Origin of the sequence: Novosphingobium ovatum, assembly GCF_009909235.1 — a bacterium.
Taxonomy (GTDB): domain Bacteria; phylum Pseudomonadota; class Alphaproteobacteria; order Sphingomonadales; family Sphingomonadaceae; genus Novosphingobium; species Novosphingobium ovatum.
The window spans coordinates 285,183-307,205 of record NZ_JAAAPO010000005.1 but is presented as its reverse complement, the minus strand read 5'-3'; the positions used below and the strand labels follow the sequence as shown (position 1 = coordinate 307,205).

The 22,023-nt window shown below is 65.4% G+C and carries 21 protein-coding genes; 10 read left to right on the top strand and 11 right to left on the bottom strand.

Annotated elements, in window-relative coordinates:
* The first annotated feature begins 56 nt into the window (after window positions 1-56).
* Both GTZ99_RS13810 and GTZ99_RS13805 read left to right on the top strand, forming a co-directional pair.
* Window positions 57-1,202 (top strand): acetyl-CoA C-acyltransferase, encoded by a 1,146-nt coding sequence (locus GTZ99_RS13810; RefSeq protein WP_227711350.1) that lies wholly within the window; start codon window positions 57-59, stop codon window positions 1,200-1,202.
* A 160-nt stretch (window positions 1,203-1,362) separates the two neighbouring features.
* Window positions 1,363-2,286, top strand: coding sequence for a transferrin-binding protein-like solute binding protein (locus GTZ99_RS13805; RefSeq protein ID WP_161719822.1), 924 nt, complete (start codon window positions 1,363-1,365; stop codon window positions 2,284-2,286).
* 79 nt (window positions 2,287-2,365) lie between these two features.
* Here GTZ99_RS13805 and GTZ99_RS13800 read toward each other — a convergent pair whose 3' ends face one another.
* Window positions 2,366-3,652, bottom strand: a complete 1,287-nt coding sequence (locus tag GTZ99_RS13800) for a polyhydroxyalkanoate depolymerase (RefSeq protein WP_161719820.1) — start codon at window positions 3,650-3,652, stop codon at window positions 2,366-2,368.
* A 185-nt stretch (window positions 3,653-3,837) separates the two neighbouring features.
* Here GTZ99_RS13800 and GTZ99_RS13795 point away from each other — a divergent pair, with 185 nt between their 5' ends.
* The 7 genes from GTZ99_RS13795 to ribA all read left to right on the top strand — a co-directional run bounded on the left by GTZ99_RS13795 (window position 3,838) and on the right by ribA (window position 10,473).
* Complete coding sequence (locus GTZ99_RS13795; protein ID WP_161719818.1) at window positions 3,838-5,694, top strand: ABC transporter transmembrane domain-containing protein; 1,857 nt, start codon at window positions 3,838-3,840, stop codon at window positions 5,692-5,694.
* Window positions 5,695-5,730: 36 nt separating this feature from the next.
* Window positions 5,731-6,546, top strand: coding sequence for an undecaprenyl-diphosphate phosphatase (locus GTZ99_RS13790; RefSeq protein WP_161719816.1), 816 nt, complete (start codon window positions 5,731-5,733; stop codon window positions 6,544-6,546).
* A gap of 154 nt (window positions 6,547-6,700) precedes the next feature.
* Window positions 6,701-6,967: a hypothetical protein gene (locus tag GTZ99_RS13785; protein ID WP_161719814.1), complete on the top strand. Its 267-nt coding sequence runs from the start codon at window positions 6,701-6,703 to the stop codon at window positions 6,965-6,967.
* Between the two features lie 246 nt (window positions 6,968-7,213).
* The gene (gene rpmG, locus GTZ99_RS13780) at window positions 7,214-7,381 is read left to right on the top strand and encodes a 50S ribosomal protein L33 (RefSeq protein ID WP_008831595.1); all 168 of its coding nucleotides are present in this window, start codon (window positions 7,214-7,216) and stop codon (window positions 7,379-7,381) included.
* A 143-nt stretch (window positions 7,382-7,524) separates the two neighbouring features.
* Window positions 7,525-8,220, top strand: coding sequence for a LolA family protein (locus GTZ99_RS13775; protein ID WP_161719813.1), 696 nt, complete (start codon window positions 7,525-7,527; stop codon window positions 8,218-8,220).
* 403 nt (window positions 8,221-8,623) lie between these two features.
* Window positions 8,624-9,412, top strand: coding sequence for an exodeoxyribonuclease III (locus GTZ99_RS13770; RefSeq protein ID WP_161719811.1), 789 nt, complete (start codon window positions 8,624-8,626; stop codon window positions 9,410-9,412).
* Window positions 9,409-10,473: a GTP cyclohydrolase II gene (gene ribA / locus GTZ99_RS13765; protein ID WP_161719809.1), complete on the top strand. Its 1,065-nt coding sequence runs from the start codon at window positions 9,409-9,411 to the stop codon at window positions 10,471-10,473. The genes GTZ99_RS13770 and ribA overlap by 4 nt, the downstream gene beginning before the upstream one ends.
* Before the next feature lie 36 nt (window positions 10,474-10,509).
* Here ribA and GTZ99_RS13760 read toward each other — a convergent pair whose 3' ends face one another.
* From GTZ99_RS13760 to GTZ99_RS13730, 7 genes are all read right to left on the bottom strand, one after another.
* Window positions 10,510-11,487 (bottom strand): right-handed parallel beta-helix repeat-containing protein, encoded by a 978-nt coding sequence (locus GTZ99_RS13760; RefSeq protein ID WP_227711349.1) that lies wholly within the window; start codon window positions 11,485-11,487, stop codon window positions 10,510-10,512.
* A gap of 11 nt (window positions 11,488-11,498) precedes the next feature.
* Window positions 11,499-12,755 (bottom strand): RecQ family ATP-dependent DNA helicase, encoded by a 1,257-nt coding sequence (locus GTZ99_RS13755; protein ID WP_161719807.1) that lies wholly within the window; start codon window positions 12,753-12,755, stop codon window positions 11,499-11,501.
* A 27-nt stretch (window positions 12,756-12,782) separates the two neighbouring features.
* Complete coding sequence (locus tag GTZ99_RS13750; RefSeq protein ID WP_161719805.1) at window positions 12,783-13,250, bottom strand: nuclear transport factor 2 family protein; 468 nt, start codon at window positions 13,248-13,250, stop codon at window positions 12,783-12,785.
* A gap of 90 nt (window positions 13,251-13,340) precedes the next feature.
* A complete protein-coding gene (gene metH / locus GTZ99_RS13745) occupies window positions 13,341-15,953 on the bottom strand; it encodes a methionine synthase (protein WP_161719803.1) in 2,613 nt (870 codons plus the stop codon).
* Between the two features lie 15 nt (window positions 15,954-15,968).
* Entirely contained in the window at window positions 15,969-17,027 is a 1,059-nt protein-coding gene (locus GTZ99_RS13740) for a homocysteine S-methyltransferase family protein (protein ID WP_161719801.1), read from the bottom strand.
* A complete protein-coding gene (gene metF / locus GTZ99_RS13735; protein WP_161719799.1) occupies window positions 17,027-17,974 on the bottom strand; it encodes a methylenetetrahydrofolate reductase [NAD(P)H] in 948 nt (315 codons plus the stop codon). Before metF ends, GTZ99_RS13740 begins: the two co-directional genes overlap by 1 nt.
* A 31-nt stretch (window positions 17,975-18,005) precedes the next feature.
* Window positions 18,006-18,983 carry an ArsR/SmtB family transcription factor gene (locus GTZ99_RS13730; RefSeq protein ID WP_161719797.1) on the bottom strand — a complete coding sequence of 326 codons (978 nt, stop codon included), beginning with the start codon at window positions 18,981-18,983 and terminating at the stop codon, window positions 18,006-18,008.
* Between the two features lie 358 nt (window positions 18,984-19,341).
* Here GTZ99_RS13730 and GTZ99_RS13725 point away from each other — a divergent pair, with 358 nt between their 5' ends.
* Complete coding sequence (locus GTZ99_RS13725) at window positions 19,342-19,659, top strand: hypothetical protein (RefSeq protein WP_161719795.1); 318 nt, start codon at window positions 19,342-19,344, stop codon at window positions 19,657-19,659.
* 43 nt (window positions 19,660-19,702) lie between these two features.
* Here GTZ99_RS13725 and arfB read toward each other — a convergent pair whose 3' ends face one another.
* The 3 genes from arfB to GTZ99_RS13710 are packed head-to-tail and all read right to left on the bottom strand — an operon-like array spanning window position 19,703 to window position 22,022.
* Window positions 19,703-20,134: an alternative ribosome rescue aminoacyl-tRNA hydrolase ArfB gene (arfB, locus tag GTZ99_RS13720; RefSeq protein ID WP_161719793.1), complete on the bottom strand. Its 432-nt coding sequence runs from the start codon at window positions 20,132-20,134 to the stop codon at window positions 19,703-19,705.
* Window positions 20,134-20,844 (bottom strand): RluA family pseudouridine synthase, encoded by a 711-nt coding sequence (locus tag GTZ99_RS13715; RefSeq protein WP_161719791.1) that lies wholly within the window; start codon window positions 20,842-20,844, stop codon window positions 20,134-20,136. The genes arfB and GTZ99_RS13715 overlap by 1 nt, the downstream gene beginning before the upstream one ends.
* The gene (locus GTZ99_RS13710) at window positions 20,841-22,022 is read right to left on the bottom strand and encodes a pyridoxal phosphate-dependent aminotransferase (protein WP_161719789.1); all 1,182 of its coding nucleotides are present in this window, start codon (window positions 22,020-22,022) and stop codon (window positions 20,841-20,843) included. The genes GTZ99_RS13715 and GTZ99_RS13710 overlap by 4 nt, the downstream gene beginning before the upstream one ends.
* Window position 22,023: the final 1 nt, after the last annotated feature.

Sequence of the window (22,023 nt, the reverse complement as noted above, 5' to 3'; positions counted from 1 at the left end):
AACGCCCGACCAAAGCGCATATTGCGCCGCAGCGCGGGCTGGTCCATGGGGGCGCGATGTCGCCCCCCATGCCCTTTGCCCATCGAGACGCCGTGATCGTGGCGGCGGCGCGCACGCCGGTGGCGCGGGCCTATCGCGGGGTCTATCGTGATGTGCATCCGGTGGCGATGGGCGCACATGCCTTGGCCGCGGCGGTGGCGCGGGCGGGGATCGATCCTGCCGCGATCGAGGACGTGGTGTGGGGCGCGGCCGTGCCGCAGGGCGGGCAATGGCCCAATCTGGGGCGCATGGTGGCTTTGGCGGCTGGCTTGCCGGTCGGTGTGCCGGGGATGCATGTGGATCGGCAATGCGCGTCGGGCTTGATGGCGATCGCCACCGCCGCGCGCCAGATCACCGCCGAAGGGATGGAGACCGTTGTTGCGGGCGGTCAGGAATCGGTCACCCAGACGCAGAATGACGCGCTGCGCTATACGCCTGACCCAGCGCTACAGGTCGCGATGCCCAGCGCCTATTGGCTGATGCTGCCCACTGGCGAGCATCTGGCCCGCACCACCGGGATCAGCCGTGCGCACATGGACGCCTATGCGCTGGAATCGCACCGGCGGGCGGCGGCGGCGCAGGCAGCGGGCGCTTTTGATGCCGAAATTGTCCCCTTTGCCGGCCTGTCCCATGACGAAGGCATCCGGCTCCGTACCAGCGCCCGCGCCTTGGCGGCACTGCGCCCGGTCACGCCTGATGGCGTGCTGACGGCGGGCAATGCCTGTCAGATGTCTGATGGCGCGGCCGCCGTGGTGATGATGGAGGCCGCCAGCGCCGCGCGCGCCGGGCTGGCGCCGCTGGGGCGCTATTGCGGCATGGCGGTGGCCGGCGTCGCGCCCGAGGCGATGGGTACCGGCCCGATCCATGCCATCCCCAAATTGCTGGCGCGCCATGGCCTGACCATTGATGACATCGGCCTGTGGGAACTGAACGAGGCCTATGCCGTGCAGGTGGTGCATTGCCGCGACGTGCTGGGCATTCCGCCTGACCGGCTGAACGTCAATGGCGGCGCGCTGGCGATTGGTCATCCCTATGGCATGACCGGTGTGCGGCTGGCGATGCACGCCTTGATCGAGGGGCGGCGGCGCGGGGTGCGCCATGTCGTCGTGGCCATGTGCGTGGGCGGCGGTCAGGGCGCGGCGGGGCTTTTCGAAGTTTTGTAAGGGCCATCCCTCCCCCCGGCGCAAAAGCACATGCGCGATTCCGGTTTGACGTTCTTTGGCTTTACGCCATAGGTATTGCCGCGTGGGCGGCGCATAAAAGGGCTTGCGCTCTGCCGGCGACAGGCGGTCCCGATGGGCTGACGAGACAAGAGGGTGCGACATGATCAACAAAAAGATGCTGCTCCCGCTGATGGCGGGGCTGGCTTTGACGGGCTGTGGTGGTGGCGACAGCGGTGGCGGGGTGGCCAGTACGCCCGGCCCGACTTATCGTACGCTGTCCCAATTGGGCGGCAATCAGACATTCCAGTCGGGCGGCGTGGGCTGGACCGTGGGCAGCGGCATCATCGGTCAGTCGAATCAGACGACGCAGGCCTTTGGTCAGGGCGTGACGATCGCCTATGATGCAGGGGCAGACAGCTATACGCTGAGCGCGCCCAGTGGCGGGGCAACCTCGGTGTTTACGCCCGCCATGGTGGATGCGACGCAAAGCACCAGCGGCCGCATGGTCTGGCGCAACAGCGCCACCAACGAACAGCTGACCATCGCCACTGCGCAGGTGAACGGCGTCAATCTCAGCTATACGCTGACCGGCCTGTGGCTGAAACCGAACAGTAGTGGTGGCACGGCCAATGTTTATATGGCGGTGGGCGGTGTGCCGACCTTGGCCAGCGATGTCCCGCGTTCGGGTAGCGCCAATTACACCACCAGCGTGGGTGGCACGCATGTCGACGCCAATGGCGCGTACACCCTGACGGGCAATTCCAGCGCCACGTTCAGCGCCAATTTTGCGGCTGGCACGGTGGCCACGACGCTCTCGCTGAATGGCACGCTGTTGGGAGGGAACGCCGGCGCGCCCAGCACGGTTGCGTTGGGCAGCTTTACCGGCAGCGGGACGATTGCATCGGGCACGTCGGGCTTTTCGGGGACGCTGACCCCCGGCGCCAATAACACCAGTGGCATGACCGGCGCGTTTTCGGGTGGGTTCTTTGGCCCGCAGGCGGTCGAGATGGCCTATGGCTGGTATCTGCGCAACACCGCTACCAGCAGTTCTGCGGCGGGCGCAGCGGCGGGTTTCAAGCCCTGACCCCATCGGCATAACGCCCAAGCAAAAGGGGCGGGTGGGTGATCCCCATCCGCCCCTTTTCATGTGTATGACGAGGTGCTTACTTCACCGCCTTCAGGCTGCGCGTCTTGGGGGTGGTGGCGTCCTCGCTGCTGGCCCCCTCACGATTGGAATGCGCCGCAACCCATTCTTCCACCACAGGCGCGATGCGGTCGCGCCAGCGGCTGCCGTTGAAAATGCCGTAATGGCCCACCTTCTCGGCCAGCAAATAGCGCTTGTTCGCCTCGGGCAGGTTATGCGCCAGTTTCAGCGCGGCCTTGGTCTGGCCGATGCCGGAAATGTCGTCACGCTCGCCCTCGACCGCCAGCAGGGCGGTGTCGGTGATCGCGCCCAGATCGATCGGCGCGCCGCGGTGGACGAACTCGCCCTTGGGCAGGCTGTGCTTCTGGAACACATGCTCGATCGTTTGCAGATAGAAATCGGCGGTCATGTCACAGACGCTGCGATATTCCTCATAGAACGCCTTGGACGAATCGGCGCTTTCGCCATCGCCATCGACCAGATGCTTGAACATCTGCCAATGGCTCATCAGATGGCTTTGCAGGTTCATGCTCATGAACCCGGCCAATTGCAGAAAGCCAGGATACACCTTGCGGCCGGCGCCGGGGTAATGCAGCGGCACGGTGGCCACCACATGGTGCTGGAACCACGCCAGCGGGCGGTTGACGGCGATGTCGTTGACGCTGGTGGGCGCCTCACGCGTGTCGACCGGGCCGCCCATCATGGTTAGCGTCAGCGGGCGGCAGGGGTGCTTGGCCGCGCCCATCACGGCGGTGGCGGCATAGGCGGGCACGCTGGGCTGGCACACGGCCAGCATATGCGCGTTGGGGCCGATATGCTCCAGAAAACCGATCAGATAATCGATATAGTCATCCAGATCGAAATGGCCCGCCTCGATCGGCACCATTTTGGCGTCGGCCCAATCGGTGATGTAGACTTCCATGCTTTCAACCAAGCGGGCGACCGTGCCGCGCAGCAAGGTGGCATAGTGGCCGCTCATCGGGGCGACGATCAGCATCTTGGGCGCGTTGGCGGGCAGGCCCGGATGGGTAAAGCGCAACAAGTTGCCGAACGGGCGATGCTGCACGATCGCCTCGGTCACGGGGTGGTCGACGCCGCCCAGATTGACGCTCTCGATATCAAAGGCGGGTTTGCCGCGCGGCATGGCGGCATGGGCAAACACATCCAGCGCCGAAGACATCACCGGCCCCATGCCCAGCATGGCGGTGGGCATGGCCGGATTTTGCACCAGTTCGGCCACGACCGATGCCCAGGCGCTGGCCCCGGACATGAAGCTGCGTTGCAGTTCGTAGGCGTTGTACAACATGGCGAGCCCTTTGTGACGGCAGGGGTGGGCGGTAAAACCCTGCGCACCCGGTTTGCGTTTGCGTTTACACTGGCTGTAAACGTGTGTTGTTGCAATGCACCATCGTGCGCCAATAGGTGAAAATGCCAGTTCTGACGGTTTTGCGCGGTTCCATCGCGGATAAAAATCCGATAGTGCGGCTGCCCATGACCGCCCCTGCGCCCGCGACAGCGACCTCTCCTGACCCCGTCACCCCGGTGGCAAACGGGGACTCCGAATCACCTGTTTCGCCGGCCCCCCGGCAAAGCCTGGGGCCATTGCGCATGATCTGGAACGCGGCGCGGGCCTATCCCTCGCGCGTGGCCATGGCTTTGATGGCGCTGGTGGTGACGGCGGTGACCACGGCGTCGGTGCCGTGGGGGTTCAAACAGGTCGTCGACAAGGGCTTTGCCAAAGGCAGCGATACCGCCACCATCGACCACTGGTTCCTGATGCTGATTGGCATGGTGGTGGTGCTGGCGATCGGCACGGCGGTGCGGTTCTATAATGTCTCGTGGCTGGGCGAACGGGTCGTGGCCGACATCCGGCTGGCCGTGCAACAGAACCTGCTGCGTCAGGCCCCCGGCTTTTTCGAGGAAAACAGCCCCAAGGAAATCTCCAGCCGCATGACGGCTGACACCGCCCTGATCGAACAGGTGGTGGGCACGACCGTGTCGGTGGCGTTGCGCAATATCATCACCGCGATTGTGGGCACGGGCATCCTGTTCGCGCTGGCGCCTAAACTGACGGCGGGGTTGATCTTTGCCGTGCCGGTGGTGGTGGTGCCGATCATCTGGTTTGGCCGCCGCCTGCGCAAAGAGGCGCGCAGTAGTCAGGACCGCATCGCCGACATTGGCGCGATGGTATCCGAAGTGCTGGGCGCGGTGCGCATCGTGCAGGCCTTCAATCAGGAACGCCGCGAGGCGGAGCGTTTTGCCGGCGCGGTCGAGGAAAGCTTTACCACGGCCAAGCGCCGCATCAGCATCCGCTCGACGCTGACCAGCGTGGCGATGTTGCTGGTGATGGGTTCGCTGACGCTGTTGATGTGGCAGGGCGCGCGTGGCGTTGCCAGTGGCGAGATTTCGGGCGGCACCATTGCCCAATTCGTGTTGACCGGCGCGCTGGTGGCGGGCGCCTTTGGCTCCTTGTCCGAGGTCTATGGCGATCTGGTGCGTGGGGCAGGTGCTGCCAGCCGTTTGAGCGAGCTGTTGAACGAGCAGCCGGCCATCGCGCCGCCCGTCCGCCCGGTGGCGTTGCCGGTGCCGCCGCGCGGCGGGCTGGTGTTTGACAATGTCACCTTCCGCTATCCCAGCCGGCCCGAAGTTGCCGCCCTGTCGCAATTCACCCTGACTGTGGAGCCGGGCGAGACGGTGGCAATTGTTGGCCCATCCGGCGCGGGGAAAAGCACGCTGTTCCAATTGGCGCAGCGCTTCTATGACCCGCAGGGCGGGGTGGTTAAGCTGGACGGCGTGCCGCTGATCAGCGCCGACCCGGCCGAGATCCGCCAGCGTATCGCGCTGGTCCCGCAGGAGGGCACGCTGTTTGCCGCCAGCGCGCGTGACAATCTGCGCTATGGCCATTGGGCCGCCAGCGACGAGGCGATCTGGGAAGCGGCCCGTGCCGCCAATGCCGAAAGCTTCTTGCGCGAATTGCCGCAGGGGCTGGACACGTTCCTGGGCGAGAATGGCGCGCGCCTGTCGGGTGGTCAGCGTCAGCGTATCGCCATTGCCCGTGCGATCCTGCGCGATTCGCCCATCCTGTTGCTGGACGAAGCCACCAGCGCGCTGGACGCCGAGAGTGAGCGTCTGGTGCAAGAAGCGCTGGAGCGGCTGATGGTGCGGCGCACCACGCTGGTGATTGCCCACCGGCTGGCCACGGTGCGCGCGGCCGACCGCATCGTTGTCATGGATGGCGGCCGCATCGCCGAGATCGGCAACCATGACAGCCTGACCCGCGCCGGCGGCCTGTATGCGCGCCTTGCAAGTTTGCAATTTGACGAGAACCGGCTGTTCGCGGACAGCTGACACCCGTTTCCTCTCGCCATGAAAGACTGACCGCCGATGTCGCTATTGATCGTTGCCGCCCTGTTGGGGCTGGTCGAAGGCTTGACTGAATTTCTGCCGGTATCCTCGACCGGCCACCTGATTCTGGCCACCAAGTTCTTTGGCTATGACGAGGCGCAGTGGGCGGTGTTCAACATCGTCATCCAGTTGCCGGCGATCATGGCGGTGGTGGTGCTGTATTGGGGCCGCTTCATGGAGGTGCTGCGCGGGCTGTTTGGCCGCGATGTCAGTGCCTACCGCTTTGTCGGCAACATTCTGCTGGCCTTTATGCCCTCGGCGGTGCTGGGCGTGCTGTTGAAAAAGCGGATCGACGCCTTGCTGGAGCGCCCCGATGTGGTCGCGGTGGCGCTGATCGTGGGGGGCATCGCCATCCTGATCATCGAACGCTTTGCCAAGCAGGGCGAGTATCAGGACGTCGCGACACTGACGCCTGCCAAGGTGATCGGCGTGGGCTTTATGCAATGTCTGGCGATGATTCCGGGCGTGTCGCGTTCGGGCGCGACGATCATGGGGGCGATGTGCATGGGGCTGAACCGCCGCACCGCCGCCGAGCTGTCGTTCTTTCTGGCGATTCCCACCATGCTGGGCGCCACGGCCAAGCAGGTGTGGGACAACCGCCACGAACTGGCCTCCGGCGCGACCGGGGTCGGCCTGCCTGAAATCGCCATTGGCTCGATCGTGTCGTTTGTGGTCGCGCTGGTCGTGATCAAGGGCTTTGTCAGCTATATCAGCCGGCGCGGTTTCACCCCCTTTGCGGTGTATCGCATTCTGGCGGGCGGCGTGGCGCTGTATTTCCTGTCGCATATGGGGTGAGGATTGCGGTGTGAAGCGTGCCGCAATGGTACGTGGCGAAATGGGGCGGTGCGCGGCATCGCCCTTTTTTGCAAGGGGAGGCCAAACAGGATGAAATCCGCTGGACTTGTCCGCGGATTACGTAATGTTCTGGGTATCTGCCAAGGAGATGGTCATGGCACTGGGTGTTCTGATTGTGATCGGGGCTGTTGTGGGCGGCTTGTTCGGGTTGATCAATCCGTGGCGGCTGTACCGGCGGCGCACACATGTGCTGTTCGGGGTGATCGGCGCGGTGGTGGCAGGCGCCATGGCGGGCGGCAGTTTGATGCTGGGCGGGCTGACGCAGACACAGATGATCGTCGCGGCGCTGGGCGCGTTGGGATTGTCGTTGATCGTGGTGCTGGCGATGGCGGTGGCCCCCAGTCGTCAGGATCAGGGCTAGGGCGCTCAACACACCCACAGTCGCGCGGCGAAAAGTGTTCACCCATGAAAAAGCATGGGCCTGCGATGTCTTCGTGCCGCATGCGGCTTGACTCTGGCGGCGGTCTGAAGCATGGGCGACCGCTCTTGCAGGGCGGCTCCTCTGGCTAGGTCGGGGTGCGCCGCTCTTTGTGTTTTTACGAGTTCGGTCTGGTGGTGGCCTGTGTGGCGCCGGATGGCCGGGTGATGGGAATTTTAGGAAAGCGCCATGGCAAAGCCCGCAACTGTCAAGATCCGGCTGGTTTCGACCGCTGACACCGGCTTCTTCTATGTGACCAAGAAGAACCCGCGCAACACCACCGAAAAGTTCAGCTTCAAGAAGTATGATCCGGTCGTGCGCAAGCACGTCGAGTTCAAGGAAGCCAAGATCAAGTAAGCTGCGATTCGCGGGACAGGCTGGCCTGCGTGCAGGCCGCCGCTGCGGGGCAAATCGCGGGTGGACGGGCCATGTGGTCAGTGTTCACGGGCGGTTCAACGGCTGAAAGGCATGGCTTGCAGATGATCCGTGAAACAATGCTTATGTGGCGCGCTGTCCTGACGGGCGTGCGCGGTGGGGCCCGGCAACGGGCCAATCGCAAAGGGCTGCTGGTCGCGGGGCCAGTGGCCCTTTCCGCGTGTTTGGCGCCGGTGGCGGCGGGCTTTGCCCCCTTGGCGCAGGCACAGACCCAGGCTGTCAGCCCCGTGCAGCAGGCCGCCAATGCCTTGCGCTCGATCGAATCGCTGCGGGCCAGCTTTGTCCAGACCGACGCCAATGGCGCACGGTTGACCGGCACGCTGTACCTGAAACGTCCGGGCAAGATCCGCTTTCAATATGCACCCGGCACGGGGCTGTTGATCGTGTCGGACGGGCGGGCGCTGACCATCCATGATTCGGATGTGGGCCAGACACAGCGCTGGCCGATCGGCAACAGCCCGCTGGGTGCGCTGCTGGATCCGGGACGCGACATCACGCGCTATGGCAATGTGGTGATCACCGGCGATCCGGGCGTGCTGGGCGTGGAGGTGCGTGACCGCGCCCATCCCGAATATGGCGTCACGACGCTGTTCTTTTTCCGCAAGGCGTCGGCGCCCGGTGGGCTGGAACTGGCCGGTTGGCAGACGCTGGACGCGCAGAACCGCGCGACCCGCATCCGGCTCAGCGGCCATCAGTATGGCGTGGGAATCGACAATAGCCAGTTCACCTTTATCGACCCGCGCGCCCGACCGCACAAATAGCGCCGATTCGTAAGCCGTCATCGCGCAGGGCCATTCAGCCAGCGCGCTGAACGGCCCCGATTGTCGTCAGACATGCCAAAACGGTGCGTCGCGAATGCAATCGGTATCGGCCGACCAACCGCCCCAAACGCGCGACCATGGGTGACAGCCCTGCGACAAACCGCGACAATACTGGCGCTTCTGTTCATGGGGGAGAAAGCCAGTCGGGCCTAAAACCAGTCTTGTCAGAGCGGTACAAAAGGCCCCGGGTTTCCCCCCTGTTGCCCGGCCCCTTACTACCCCGCCGCTCTGGCCTTGACGTGACGAACGCAAGCATGGAACCCTCGCCCCAATGCCCCCCGGGGCGAGGGTTTTTCTTTCAATCGCTTTGCCATTCCGGCGCAACCGCCCTAAAGCCCCCCTCATGATCTCTATCGCGACGTGGAACATCAATTCGGTGCGGCTGCGCATGCCGCAGGTGGCGCGCTATCTGGCGGAACATGGGCCCGATGTCCTGTGCCTGCAGGAAATCAAGACTGTGCCCGAACTGTTCCCGGCACAGGCCTTTGCCGATCTGGGCTATACCTATCAGGCGGTGCACGGCCAAAAGGGCTATCACGGCGTGGCCACGGTCAGCCGCATCCCCATGCATGAGGCGCACCGGCAGGACTGGCAGGCCAATGGCGAGGCGCGCCATGTCGGCGTCATTCTGGACGGCTGCGGCGTCGCGCTGGAGAATGTCTATATCCCGGCGGGCGGCGATGTCCCCGACCGCGAGGTGAACCCCAAATTCGGGCAAAAGCTGGATTTCCTGCAACGCATGACCGATTGGGCACAGGATCTGACGCGGCCCTCGATCATTGTGGGCGATTTCAACATCGCGCCGCTGGAATCGGACGTGTGGAGCCACAAGGCGCTGTTGAAAGTGGTCAGCCATACCCCGGTCGAGGTGGAGACGCTGGCCCGTTTTCAGGCGGCGCATGGCTGGGTGGACGTGGGTCGCCAACTGATCCCCGCGCCTGAACGCTATTACTCGTGGTGGTCGTACCGGGCCAAGGATTGGCGCGCCAATGACAAGGGGCGCCGGCTGGACCACATCTGGGCCAGCCCCGATGTCGCGGCCAAGGCGGTGGCGCACCGCGTGCTGGAGGATACCCGCGATTGGGAGCAATGCTCCGACCACGTGCCCTTGATCACCGAGTTTGATCTGTGAGTAGCCCGGCGCGGCGGGTGGCCTTGGCGCTGGACGCGCTGCGCCATGGCTGGGCGGTGCGGGTGCATGGGCGGGCGGTGCTGTTGCCGGTCGAAACCGGCTTTGCCCCCGGTGCGCGGGCCGGGCACATGCTGATTTCCGCCGCGCGGGCGACCACGCTGAAACTGGCCAATCAGCTGGAGGCGGCAGAACCCCACGCCCCGGTGCTGATCCGCGCCTGCGACCCGTTTGACCTGCCCACGGCGCAGGCGATTGCCGATCCCTCGCTGGATCTGGAACATCCGTTCAAGGGGCCGTTTGCCGCCTGTCATATCGACGATCTGGCCGGGGCAGAGGTGGCGATGGAACTGGCACGGCTGGCCGGGATCCTGCCCGCCTTTCTGGTGGCGCCCGATGGCGTGGCCGATGCGCAGGACGTGCTGGCGGGCGATCTGGACGATTGGAAGGACCCGCGCCATCTGGTCATCGCCAGCCGGGCGCGCCTGCCGGTCTCGGCCTGCGAAAGCGCGGAGATTGTCGCGTTCCGTTCGGCCGATGACCTGCGCGAACATGTGGCGCTGGTGCTGGGCCGTCAGGACGGCGCACGCACGCCTCTGGTGCGTCTGCACAGCGAATGCCTGACGGGCGACGTGCTGGGCAGTCTGAAATGCGATTGCGGCCCGCAACTGGACGCGGCGCTGGCGGCCATGGCGGACGAGGCCAACGCGGGTGGCTGGGGCGTGTTGTTGTATGTCCGGCAGGAAGGGCGCGGCATTGGCCTGATCAACAAGCTGCGCGCCTATCAGTTGCAGGACCAGGGGTTTGACACGGTGGACGCCAATCAGCGTCTGGGCCTGCCGAATGAGGCGCGCGATTTCCCCGTGGCGGCGCGGATGCTGGAATTGCTGGGCGTGCATGACATCCGGTTGATGACCAATAACCCGGCCAAGGTGGATGCCTTGCGCAGGGTGGGCGTGACCGTGATCGAGCGTGTGGCCCACCAATTGCCCGCCAACCCGCATAATGCACGCTATCTGGCGACTAAGCGTGACCGCAGTGGCCATATGCTCAAGGGGCTGTAACCCGTTAGCCCGCGCGGCGCTTGAGCGGAAATCCCCCTAGCGCCGGACATAGCGGGCGATGCCTTCCTCCAACTGGTTGGCGCCGATGACGATGCGATGCCCTGACCAATCCGCGACAAAGGCGGTGGCCTTGTGGTCGGGGTTGGCAAAGCGGGCGACATTGCCCTCGATCGTCAGCCCGTCAGAGGTGTTCGTGCGGCTTTCGGCTGCCACCGCGATCAGCGTATGCGGGTTTTCCTTGTTTGATCCCTGGATCAGCCAATTGCCCGCAATCCGCCCGGTGGCCCCCGCCGGCAGGTCGATCAGATAATTCGTGCCGCGCCCCAGCGTGTCGTCAAAGCTGTTGTCGGTGATCGCCACTTGGGCGGCGCGGACCTTCAGGTAATGCCCGCCATCGCCTGCCTCGAACCGGCTGTTTGTCACCCGCACGCTTTTGAAAAAATTGATATAGATGGAATGCGAACAGGCCAGCCCCCGGTCGCACCGGCCCAGATGGGTAAAGCTGGAGCGGTCGATCGAGATGGTGCTTTTGGGGTCATTGCCCGCCAGAATGCCCTCCTCGCTGTTGCGGAACCACGCCTGCGCCACGGCCAGATTGCCCTTTTCCAGCCGGATGCCCGCGCCATTGCCATCGGCCGCGCGCAGGTTGCTGAAAATGATGCCTTCGACGCGCGCGGATCGGCCGCGCAGCACCAGCGCCGCCTTGCCCTCGCACAACCGGCCATTGAACGTCACCCGCCCCGGCAGTGCCGCGACATAGGCAACGTGGCCATATTCCTGCACGCCGCAATCGGCATAGATGCCCGGCGCGATGCGGATCGTGCCCATGGCATCGCCAATAGCGAACAGGGCGTCCTGCAGCCGTTGATAGCGTTGCCCGGTTTCCACCACCAGAAAGGGCGCGCCCGCCACCGCCGCCGGCTGCGCCGTGGCCGAGATTCCCGCCCATAGCGCCGCCCCTGCGATCAGGCCGGTGGCAAGCATCAGGCGAAGGGAGGCAAGGGGCTGTGTCATCATGCCCAGCCCTATCGCAGGGACGTTAAGAACCGCCCAACGGACCGCAGGCCTTCGACCAGGCGCACCCGCCATGGGGCCTGTGTGCAATGGTCGCAATTCCCGCAAGCGGGCGGGGCCTCCTGCCCGAAATAGCGCAACAGCACGCCGCGCCGGCACCCCCATGTGCGGATCAGCCCGGTCATCGCCCGCAGCCGCTGGGCCTCGATCGGGCGGCGGTCTTGGGCCATGCCGTGCAGGCGGTGGCGGGCGCGTTTCAGGTCCTCTGCCGCCCACAGCATCACCGCGCGGGCCGGGGCGCCATCACGCCCGGCGCGGCCGGTTTCCTGATAATAGGCCTCCACACAATCGGGGGGCGAGAGATGCGCCACCAGCCGCACGTTCGGCTTGTCCACGCCCATGCCAAAGGCGATGGTGGCCACCATCACCATGTCCTCGCTGGCCAGAAAAGCGGCGGCGCGGGCGGCGCGGATCTCGTTGGCCAGCCCCGCGTGATAGGTCAGCACGCGCCGTCCGGTACGGGCCAGTTCGTCTGCCAGTTGTTCGGTCTGGCGGCGGGTGCGGCAATAGATGATGCTGGCCCCATCCGCCCCCCGGATCAGGGCCGAGAGCTGTTCCACCGGGCGGCGGCGCGGCTGGATCGCGTAATGGATGTTGGGCCGGTCAAACCCGCCGATCAGCAAGCCTTCGGGCGGGATGGCGAAATGGGCGCAGATGTCGGCGCGGGTGTGGGCGTCGGCGGTGGCCGTCAGGCACAGGCGGGCGGCATCGGGATGGGCCTGCATCAACGGCATCAGCGCGCGGTAGTCGGGCCGGAAATCATGGCCCCAGTGGGACACGCAATGCGCCTCGTCCACGGCGAACAGGGGGATGGCCAGCCCGGTCAGGGCCTCGGCAAAATCGGGGCGGATGGCGCGTTCGGGCGCGACATAGATCAGGTCCAGCGCGCCCCCACGCAGCGCCGCTTCGGTTCGGCGCTGGTCAGGGTCGGCGCTGGTCAGGGTGGCGGCGCGGATCCCGGCGGCGCGGGCGGCGCGCATCTGGTCCTGCATCAGCGCGATCAGCGGGCTGATCACCACCGCCGTGCCGGGTAGTGCCAGCGCGGGTAACTGATAAGTCAGCGATTTGCCGCCACCGGTCGGCATGATCGCCAGCGTGGAGGCGCCCGCCATCACCCGCCCTATCACATCACCCTGAATCCCGCGCAAAGCCGTATGGCCAAAGCGTTCATGCAGCAGGGTGTCCAGCGCCTCCATGTGCGCCATCATGCACGCGCGGGGCGGGACTGTCAGGCCCTATCCGGCGATGACATGCAGCCGCGTCAGGCGCGAGGTGGCGATGCGCCACACCCCGTCCTGCCGTACATAGGTTTCGTGGTAATGGCCCATGCCATGCAGCACTTGGGAGGCGCCGCTTTCGTCCCAGATCTGGTCTTCCATGGCGATGACGCCAGTGGCGCTGTCTGGGCCGGTCATGGTGATTTCATGCGCGTGGCCATGGTGCACGGTGCGGCGGGTCGTGATCGCCCCCGCAATCGCGGCGACGATGGCGTCGCGCCCGTGCCAGATCCAGTCGGCGCTTTCGGGCGGCGGGGCGCCCACGCTAAAGGCGGCGCGCGCGTCAAACACCGCGTCTTGCGTGAACACATCGCCCAGCGCCGCCCAGTCCTTACCGTCCATCAGGCGGAAATAGCGGGCCTTGACGCAGCGAATGGCTTCGATGGCGATCAGGCGGTCGATGGGCGACAGGTCGGTGGCGGACATGATGGGCCTCTCTTGTGCATTTTGGCCCAGCCTATCGCGCGATGCTCCCCGCGCCCCCTGCGCTTTGTCACAGGGGGCGCGGGGTGTGGCTCAGTCCAGATTGGGCCGCAGCCAGCGGGTGGCCGTGGCGATGTCCATGCCCCGGCGGCCGGCGTAATCGGTCAACTGGTCCTGACCGATGCGCGCCACGCCAAAATATTGGCTGTCGGGGTGGCCGAAATAGAACCCGCTGACCGCCGCCGTGGGCAGCATCGCCTGGCTTTCGGTCAGGGTGATGCCGGTGTTTTCGGTCGCGTTCAACAGATCGAACAGGATCGGTTTCAACGTATGGTCCGGGCATGCCGGATAGCCGGGGGCGGGGCGGATGCCGCGATAATGCTCACGGATCAGCGCCTCGTTGGTCAGTTGCTCCCCTGCGGCATAGCCCCACAGGGTGGTGCGGACATGTGCGTGCAGCCTTTCGGCAAAGGCTTCGGCAAAGCGGTCGGCCAAGGCCTTGAGCAGGATGTCGCTGTAATCGTCATGCGCCGCCTTGAACGCGGCCAGATGCGGTTCGATCCCGTGGATGCCCACGGCAAAGCCGCCCAGCCAGTCGTCCTGTGTATCGATGAAATCGGCCAGACAGAAATTGGCCCGACCCCGCGATTTGGCGAATTGCTGGCGCAGCATCGGGATGCGCGTGCCATCCGCCAGCAGGATGTCGTCGCCTTCACGGTGTGCCGGCCAAAAGGCGCAGACGCCCCGCGCGGTCAGCCACTTTTCCTCGATGATGCGTTTCAGCATGGCCTGCGCATCGGCAAACAGAGCGCGGGCGCTTTCGCCCACCACCGCGTCATCCAGAATGGCCGGGTACACCCCCGCCAGTTCCCACGCGCGGAAGAAGGGCGTCCAGTCGAAATATGCGGCCAGATCCGCCAGATCCCAATCGTCAAAGCGGTGCAGGCCCGGTTGCACCGGCGCGGGCGCCTTTTGCGCCGTATCGATGACGAAACCATTTGCCCGCGCGTCCGCGATGCTGACCAGTTGCGACTGGCCCTTGCCCTCACGCGCGATGCGCACGGCTTCGTATTCGGCGGCGGTGGCGGCGATGAACGGTTCGGCCTGTGTGTCGGACAGCAATTGGCTGGCCACACCCACGGCGCGGCTGGCGTCCAGCACATGCACCACGGGGCCGGTATAGGCCGGGTCGATTTTCAGCGCGGTATGGACCTTGCTGGTGGTGGCCCCGCCGATCAGCAGCGGAATGGTCAGGCCCGCGCGCTGCATTTCCTCGGCCACCGTCACCATTTCGTCCAGCGACGGGGTGATCAGGCCTGACAGGCCGATGATATCCACCTGCTCCTTTATCGCCGTGTCGATGATCGTCGCCCAAGGCACCATCACGCCCAGATCAATCACCTCATAGCCGTTGCATTGCAGGACAACGCCCACGATGTTCTTGCCAATGTCATGCACGTCACCCTTGACGGTGGCCATGATGATGCGGCCCTTGGCCTTGCTGTTGGCGTCCTTTTCCGCCTCGATAAAGGGGATCAGGTGGGCCACGGCCTTCTTCATCACGCGGGCCGATTTCACCACCTGCGGCAGGAACATCTGGCCAGAGCCGAACAGATCACCCACGCGGTTCATGCCGCTCATCAACGGACCTTCGATCACCTCGATCGGGCGGCCACCGCGTGCGGCGATCATCGCTCGCGCTTCTTCGGTGTCGTCGACGATATGGGCGTCGATGCCCTTGACCAGGGCATGTTCCAGCCGCTTGATCACATCATACGAACGCCATTCCTCGGCGGCCTTTTCAGCGGCTTTATCTGTGCCCTTATAGCTTTCAGCGATAGCAATCAGACGCTCGGTGGCGGTTTCTTCGCCGTCGACCGGACGCATCAGGATCACGTCCTCGCACGCATCGCGCAGCACCGGGTCGATCGTGTCATAGATGTCGATTTGCCCCGCATTGACGATCGCCATGTCCATGCCCGCAGCAATGGCGTGGTACAGGAACACGCTGTGCATGGCGCGGCGCACGGGTTCATTGCCACGGAAACTGAACGAGAGGTTGGACAGACCGCCGCTGATATGCACATGCGGGCAGGTGGCCTTGATCTCGCGGCACGCCTCGATGAAGTCGAGGGCATAGCGGTCATGCTCCTCGATGCCGGTGGCCACGGCAAAGATATTGGGGTCAAAGATGATGTCTTCGGGCGGGAAACCGATGCCGGTCAACAGCTTGTACGCGCGCTGGCAGATCTCGACCTTGCGCGCCTTGGTGTCGGCCTGCCCCTTTTCGTCAAAGGCCATGACCACCACCGCCGCGCCATAATCCATGCACAGCCGGGCGTGGTGCAGAAAGGCGTCCTCGCCCTCCTTCATGCTGATCGAGTTGACCACCGGCTTGCCCGAGACGCATTTCAGCCCGGCCTCGATCACTTCCCATTTGGAACTGTCGATCATGATCGGCACGCGGGCGATGTCGGGCTCGGCCGCGATCAGTTTCAAATAGGTGGTCATGGCCTCGACCGCGTCCAGCAGGCCTTCGTCCATGTTGACGTCAACGATTTGCGCGCCGTTTTCCACCTGTTGACGGGCGACCTCGACCGCCTTGGCGTAATCGCCCGCGATGATCAGTTTTTTAAACGCGGCAGAGCCGGTGACATTGGTGCGCTCGCCCACATTGACGAAACGCGAAGACGACTGAGCGTTCATGGAAATTTCCGAAAATCAGGCAAACACAAAGGGTTCAAGACCGGCAAGCCGCGTCACCGCCTCCAGCGCGGGGCTGTGGCGGGCGGGCAGGCCGTCGACCGCGCGGGCCATGGCGGCGATATGCGCAGGCGTTGACCCACAGCATCCGCCCAGAATGTTGACTTGCCCCGCATCCGCCCATTCCTTGACCAGCGCGGCGGTGGTTTCGGGCAGTTCGTCATATTCGCCCAATTCGTTGGGCAGGCCCGCGTTGGGATAGACCATGATCAGCGTGTCGGCGATTTCGCTCAGCGTTTTGACATGCGGGCGCAATTGCGTAGCGCCAAACGAGCAGTTCAGCCCCACCGTCACGGGCCGCGCATGGCGCACCGCCCACCAGAACGCCTCAACCGTGTGGCCCGACAGGTTGCGGCCCGACAGATCGGTCAAGGTCATCGACAGCATGATCGGGATCTCGCGGCCCAGTTTCTGTTCGACATGCCGCACGGCCATGACGGCGGCCTTGGCGTTCAGCGTGTCGAAAATCGTCTCGATCAGGATGAAGTCGACGCCGCCTTCGATCAGCGCGTCGATCTGCTCGGCATAGACGTCGACCATCAGATCCCAATCCACCTCACGGAAACCGGGGTCGTTGACATCGGGCGAGAGCGAGAGCGTCTTGTTCGTCGGGCCAATCGCGCCCGCGACAAAACGGGGGCGGCCGTCCTGCGCGGTGAATTCATCGGCTACCTTGCGGGCCAGTTTCGCGCTTTCCACGTTGATGTCGCGCACCAGATGTTCGGCGGCGTAATCGGCCTGTGAAATGCGGTTGGCGCTGAACGTATTGGTTTCGGCAATGTCCGCCCCGGCCGCGAAATAGGCGCGGTGGATCGATTCGGGCACTTCGGGCTTGGTCAGGGCCAGAATGTCATTGTTACCCTTTTGGTCACGCGCCAGACCCAGCGTTCCGGCATAGTCCGCCTCGGCCAGGCCAAAGTTCTGGATTTCCGTGCCAAAGGCGCCATCGGTGATCAGGATGCGGTGGCGCGCCTGTTCCAGCAGGGCGGCGCGGGCAGAAGAGGGGATCAGGGGCATCAGGCGGCTTTCTCGACAGGGGCGGCCACAGGGCCGGGGCGCACGCCCAGCAGGTGGCAGATGGCATAGGACAGCTCGGCACGGTTGAGCGTGTAGAAGTGGAAGTCGCGCACCCCGCCCGCATACAGCTTGCGGCAGAATTCGGCGGCGATGGTGGCCGCGACCAGTTGGCGGGCGGGCGGATGGGTATCCAGCCCGTCAAACAGCCCCTCCATCCACGCGGGGATCGCCGCGCCACAGGCGGCGGCAAATTTGCGCGTCTGGGCAAAGTTCGACACCGGCAGGATGCCCGGCAAGACCGGCGCATCGATCCCGGCGGCGGCCAGCGCATCGCGGTAACGGAAGAACGTCTCGGGCTCGAAAAAGAACTGGCTGATGGCGCGGGTGGCGCCCGCGTCCAGCTTGCGCTTCAGGTTGTCGATGTCGGCAGCGACGCTGGGCGAATCGGGGTGGCTTTCAGGGTACGCCGCGACCGAGATCTCGAACGGGGCGATTGCCTTCAGCCCGGCGACCAGATCGGCGGCATTCTGATACCCCTGTGGGTGGGGCACAAAGGGCGCGCCCGGCTGGCCCATGTCCCCGCGCAGCGCGACGATATGGCGCACGCCCGCTTCCCAATAGGCTTCGGCCACGGCGTTCACCTCGGCCTTGGAGGCGTCAACACAGGTCAGATGCGCGGCGGCGGGCAGACGCGCCTCGTTGATGATGCGGGCCACGGTGCCATGGGTGCGGTCACGCGTTGTGCCCCCCGCGCCATAAGTGACCGAAACAAAGGCGGGCGAGAGCGGCGCCAGCGTGGTCACCGCGTCCCACAACTGATCCATCATCGCATCGCTCTTGGGCGGGAAAAACTCGAAGGACACGTTGATGTCGCCGGGCAGACCGGCAAACAACGGGGCATCCAGCGCCTTTCGGGCTTCGGTCAGGGCGTGATAGCTGGCAATCATGGGGCAAACTCTCGTCAGGAAATCGGGGGAATCAGGCGGGCAGGCGGCGGCCGGTCCAGATCTTGACCGTCAGTTGGCCGCCCGCGATGGCGATGGCCGGATCGGCGCTGAAACCGGCGCTGGTGAACAGGCGGCGCATCTGCTCGTCGGTAAAGCCAAGGCGCGCGTGGGCATGGGCGCTGCGCAGTTCCTCGTGCTCGTGCGCGGCCAGATCGACCACGGCTATCAGCCCGCCGGGGGCGCATACACGGGCCGCCTCGGCCAGGGCGAGTTCGGGGGCCTGCGCATAGTGCAGCACCTGATGGAACAGCACCGTGTCATAGCCCGTGTCGCCCAGCGGCAGGCTGGTGAAATCACCCTGCACCAGATCGACGCTGCCATTGGGCAGGTGCTGCAACCGGGCGCGGGCGATGCGCAACATTTCGGGGCTGTTGTCCAGCGCGGTGACATGCGCGGCTGATGGAGCGAACAGTTCGGCCATGCGCCCGGTGCCCGTGCCCACATCCAGCAGGCGGCCCAGCGGTCGGCCGTCGTCCTGCGCGCCCAGCGCGCGGGCCAATGCGGCCTCCACCGGTTCATCGGGTGACAGCAGCGATCGGATCTGGTCCCATTGCGCCGCGTGGCGGGCAAAGTAATCGGCGGCCACCGTTTCACGCGCGTTGCGGATGGCGGCCAGATGGCGGCGGTCCTCGGCGCATTGGGCGGCAAAGGCGGTGTCCTCGGCCTCGGCGGCGGAGAGCAGGGTGGCGGTGGCCGCGCCCAGTTGCGGCGGCTGCCCTGGCGCGATCGAGGCCTTGAGGAACACCCAGCTGCCTTCCTTGCGCCGTTCGGCCAGCGCCGCGTCGCACAGGATTTTGACATGGCGGCTGACGCGCGGCTGGCTTTGCCCCAGCACCTGCGCCAATTCTCCCACGGCCAGTTCCATATGCGACAACAGCCGCATGATCCGCAGCCGGGTGGGATCGGCCAGTGCCCGCAACAGCGGATCGATGAGAAGCGTGTGGGTCATGATGCAATGCCATATAAAGATATCTTTATATTATTACAACCACTACCTGCCTTGCCGGAGAAAGCGCGGAATTCCGCGGGATAGCGCGCCCTGTCGTGGCCAATCGCGGCGAATCACCACCGTATCGGCGGCGATCACTTGCCCGGCCCGCGTCATTGGCGGAACAGGCTTGGTGACAATCTTGCGGTGGCGCTGTTGGTGGCCTTGTCAGACGGATGGGCACAACCTACCTTTGGTTCTGCGCCTGCGATGTCGGGATGTGCGATGCCAGGGTGGCGCTGCCTGCCATGGTCTCTTTCGCGCCCGGCCTGCGTTCCGGCCAATGCCATGGCCAAGTGCCTGTTTGATCGAGGATACGATGACCAAGACCGTCCCCCAAATTGCTTCGCGTGCGGCCCTGGCGGCGGTGCTGTTGTCGGCGCTGGCGCTGGCTGGCTGTGGCCGTTCGGATCAAGCGGGCGATGCGGTCAGCGCCGAAACCGTCGAAATCCCCGCTGACGAGGCGTTGAGCGCGCTGCCCTCGGCCGCAGCGCCGGTGGTGGATGCGTCGGCTGCGGCGGTCGATGCCGATCCGGTGCGCGCGGCGGCGGATCGCGCCTTGGCGGCGGCCTCGGACATTCAGGCGGCAGAGGCGGAGCAAGAACCCGCGCCCGCAGACCGCAAGACGGCGAACTGAGGTTCCACGCGCCGCATTGTCGGCGCGTCCGGCCCTGTGCTGATTAGTCCATACTGACGCGCCCGCGGCCCGCCTTGACGGCGCCGCGCCGCTTCTTGCCTTCCAGCCGTTGCGTCTTGCCCACCCGGTTCAGGCGGGATTTGGCGCGCTTTTCCGGCAATTGGTGCGCGGTGACGATCATCTCGGCCAGACGCGCGCGCGCGTCCGCGCGGTTCTGCTCCTGCGTGCGGTAACTGCGCGCGGTCAGCACGATTTCGCCACCGATCGTCAGCTTGCTGCCTGCCAGTTCCTTCAGCCGGGCGAACACCTCTGGCGACAGGCGCAGGGCATAGATGCTGACGCGCAATTGGCAGGCGGTGGCGACCTTGTTGACATTCTGCCCGCCCGGCCCCGCCGCCGTGATAAAGCTCTCCTGCAAGGCGGCCATCGCGCGGGCGATGGCACCTTCGGCGCCGGGGGGCAGGGGGGCGGCCATCAGCCTTGTTCGGGGTCGGCAATGCCCAATTCGGGATCGGCAAAGCCCAAGGCGGCAAAATCGGCCGGGAAAGGGGCAACCGCTTGCGCCGGAGGCTTGCCATTGCGCGGCACGCTCAGTTCGACGGCATGCAGCATGGTACGTTTGGCCCGGCCACCCGCGTTGCCATAGACCGGATCGCCCACCAGCCCCGCGCCCAACCCATGCAGCGCATGGACGCGGATCTGGTGTGTGCGGCCGGTTTCGGGACGGAATTCGACCAGCGTCATGCCGTCATGTTCGGCCACACGGCGCCAATGGGTCAGGGCGGGTTTGCCCTTTTTCGCGGGGATCATGCGCCAACCATCGGCCGCGCTGCTGATCTTGCTGAGCGAGAGTTCGATCGTGCCGGAATCGGCCTCCAGCGTGCCCGCCACAATGCCCAGATAGCGCTTGGTCACCGCACGCGCCTCGAACGCGGCGGCAAAGCGTTTGAGCGCCCCCGGATTGCGCGCCAGCAGCAGGCAGCCCGAGGTGTCACGGTCCAGCCGGTGGACCGGCACGGGCGCGCGCTGGAACCCCAGTTTCAACGATTCGCTGTGGTTTTCAAGGCTCAGACCCCCCGCGCGCGGCTGGTCCAGCGGCAGGCCCGCAGGCTTGTCGATGATCAGCGCCTCGGCGTCCTCGAACAGGATCGTCAGGCCGCTGGTGGAAATCAGGATATCGCTCATGCCAGCGCTCCAGCAATGCGGCGCAAGGCCTCGGCCAAACGGGCGTCGTCGGCGGCAAAGCTGATGCGGAAACCGTCCCGCCCGCCAAAGGCCGAGGCCGGGACCACCGCCACGCCATGTTCCAATAGATGCATTACCAACCCTTCATCATCGCCGAAACGCGCCATGTGCGGGGCAGCATCGATCATGCAGTAAAATGCGCCATCGGGGACCGGCGTATGCAGGCCGGGGATGGCGTTGATGGCCGCGACGCACATGTCGCGGCGCACGCGGAAACGTTCGCGCCAATCGGTCAGGAATTCCTGCGGCCCGGTAAAGGCCGCCACCGCGCCCGCCTGCGAGATCGAACAGGCATTGCCCGAGGCATGGCTTTGAAGCCGGCCCATCGCCGCGATCAGCCATTGCGGCCCGGCCGACACGCCGATGCGGAAACCGGTCATCGCATGGCTTTTCGACACGCCCGACACGGTCAGGATGCGGTCCGCCAGATCGGGGCATTCCACGCTCAGCGTCGCATGCGCACCCTCGCCATAGCGCAGCGGGGCATAGATATCATCGCTCATCACCAGCACGCGCGGGTGGCGGCGCAATACTTCGCCCAGCGCGCGTAACTCCTCGGCCGGATAGGTCGCGCCGGTGGGATTGCCCGGACTGTTCAGCAACAGCCAGCGTGTGGCGGGGGTGATCGCCGCCTCCAGTTGATCGGGACTGATGCGGAAACCGCTGGCGGCGTCCGTCTCGATCTTGGTCACCTGCGCCCCGGCGAAATGGACGATCTCGGGATAGGACACCCACCATGGCGCGGGGATCACCACCTCATCGCCGGGGTTGAGCGTTGCCATCATCGCCAGAAAGATCGCCTGCTTGCCCCCGGCCGAGACGATGATCTGCGAGGGCGGCACATCAATGCCCAGATCGCGCTGGAAATGCAGCGCGGCGGCCTGACGCAGCGCGGCGGTGCCGGGCACGGCGGTATAGCGCGTGTCGCCTGCGTCCAGCGCGGCCTTGCAGGCCTCGACCACATGGGGGGGCGTGGGGAAATCGGGCTCACCCACCGACAGGCTGATGATGTCGGCGCCGCCCTCGCGCAGTTCGATCGCGCGGTCGGTGATGGCATTGGTGCGTGACGGGCGGATGCGCGCCAGCGCCGCCGAAGTCGCCAGCAAATCTTGGGTCATG

Bases quoted from the DNA above. Each gene is read 5' to 3' on its own strand.
- GTZ99_RS13790 (WP_161719816.1), top strand. From the start codon at position 5,731: ATGTCGCTATTGATCGTTGCCGCCCTGTTGGGGCTGGTCGAAGGCTTG.
- GTZ99_RS13740 (WP_161719801.1), bottom strand. From the start codon at position 17,027: ATGCCCCTGATCCCCTCTTCTGCCCGCGCCGCCCTGCTGGAACAGGCG.
- GTZ99_RS13755 (WP_161719807.1), bottom strand. From the start codon at position 12,755: ATGATGGCGCACATGGAGGCGCTGGACACCCTGCTGCATGAACGCTTT.
- GTZ99_RS13795 (WP_161719818.1), top strand. From the start codon at position 3,838: ATGACCGCCCCTGCGCCCGCGACAGCGACCTCTCCTGACCCCGTCACC.
- GTZ99_RS13710 (WP_161719789.1), bottom strand. From the start codon at position 22,022: ATGACCCAAGATTTGCTGGCGACTTCGGCGGCGCTGGCGCGCATCCGC.
- GTZ99_RS13785 (WP_161719814.1), top strand. From the start codon at position 6,701: ATGGCACTGGGTGTTCTGATTGTGATCGGGGCTGTTGTGGGCGGCTTG.
- GTZ99_RS13725 (WP_161719795.1), top strand. From the start codon at position 19,342: ATGACCAAGACCGTCCCCCAAATTGCTTCGCGTGCGGCCCTGGCGGCG.
- GTZ99_RS13715 (WP_161719791.1), bottom strand. From the start codon at position 20,844: ATGAGCGATATCCTGATTTCCACCAGCGGCCTGACGATCCTGTTCGAG.
- GTZ99_RS13775 (WP_161719813.1), top strand. From the start codon at position 7,525: ATGTGGCGCGCTGTCCTGACGGGCGTGCGCGGTGGGGCCCGGCAACGG.
- rpmG (WP_008831595.1), top strand. From the start codon at position 7,214: ATGGCAAAGCCCGCAACTGTCAAGATCCGGCTGGTTTCGACCGCTGAC.
- GTZ99_RS13730 (WP_161719797.1), bottom strand. From the start codon at position 18,983: ATGACCCACACGCTTCTCATCGATCCGCTGTTGCGGGCACTGGCCGAT.
- arfB (WP_161719793.1), bottom strand. From the start codon at position 20,134: ATGGCCGCCCCCCTGCCCCCCGGCGCCGAAGGTGCCATCGCCCGCGCG.
- GTZ99_RS13810 (WP_227711350.1), top strand. From the start codon at position 57: ATGTCGCCCCCCATGCCCTTTGCCCATCGAGACGCCGTGATCGTGGCG.
- GTZ99_RS13760 (WP_227711349.1), bottom strand. From the start codon at position 11,487: ATGACACAGCCCCTTGCCTCCCTTCGCCTGATGCTTGCCACCGGCCTG.
- GTZ99_RS13770 (WP_161719811.1), top strand. From the start codon at position 8,624: ATGATCTCTATCGCGACGTGGAACATCAATTCGGTGCGGCTGCGCATG.
- GTZ99_RS13805 (WP_161719822.1), top strand. From the start codon at position 1,363: ATGATCAACAAAAAGATGCTGCTCCCGCTGATGGCGGGGCTGGCTTTG.
- GTZ99_RS13750 (WP_161719805.1), bottom strand. From the start codon at position 13,250: ATGTCCGCCACCGACCTGTCGCCCATCGACCGCCTGATCGCCATCGAA.
- metF (WP_161719799.1), bottom strand. From the start codon at position 17,974: ATGATTGCCAGCTATCACGCCCTGACCGAAGCCCGAAAGGCGCTGGAT.
- metH (WP_161719803.1), bottom strand. From the start codon at position 15,953: ATGAACGCTCAGTCGTCTTCGCGTTTCGTCAATGTGGGCGAGCGCACC.
- GTZ99_RS13800 (WP_161719820.1), bottom strand. From the start codon at position 3,652: ATGTTGTACAACGCCTACGAACTGCAACGCAGCTTCATGTCCGGGGCC.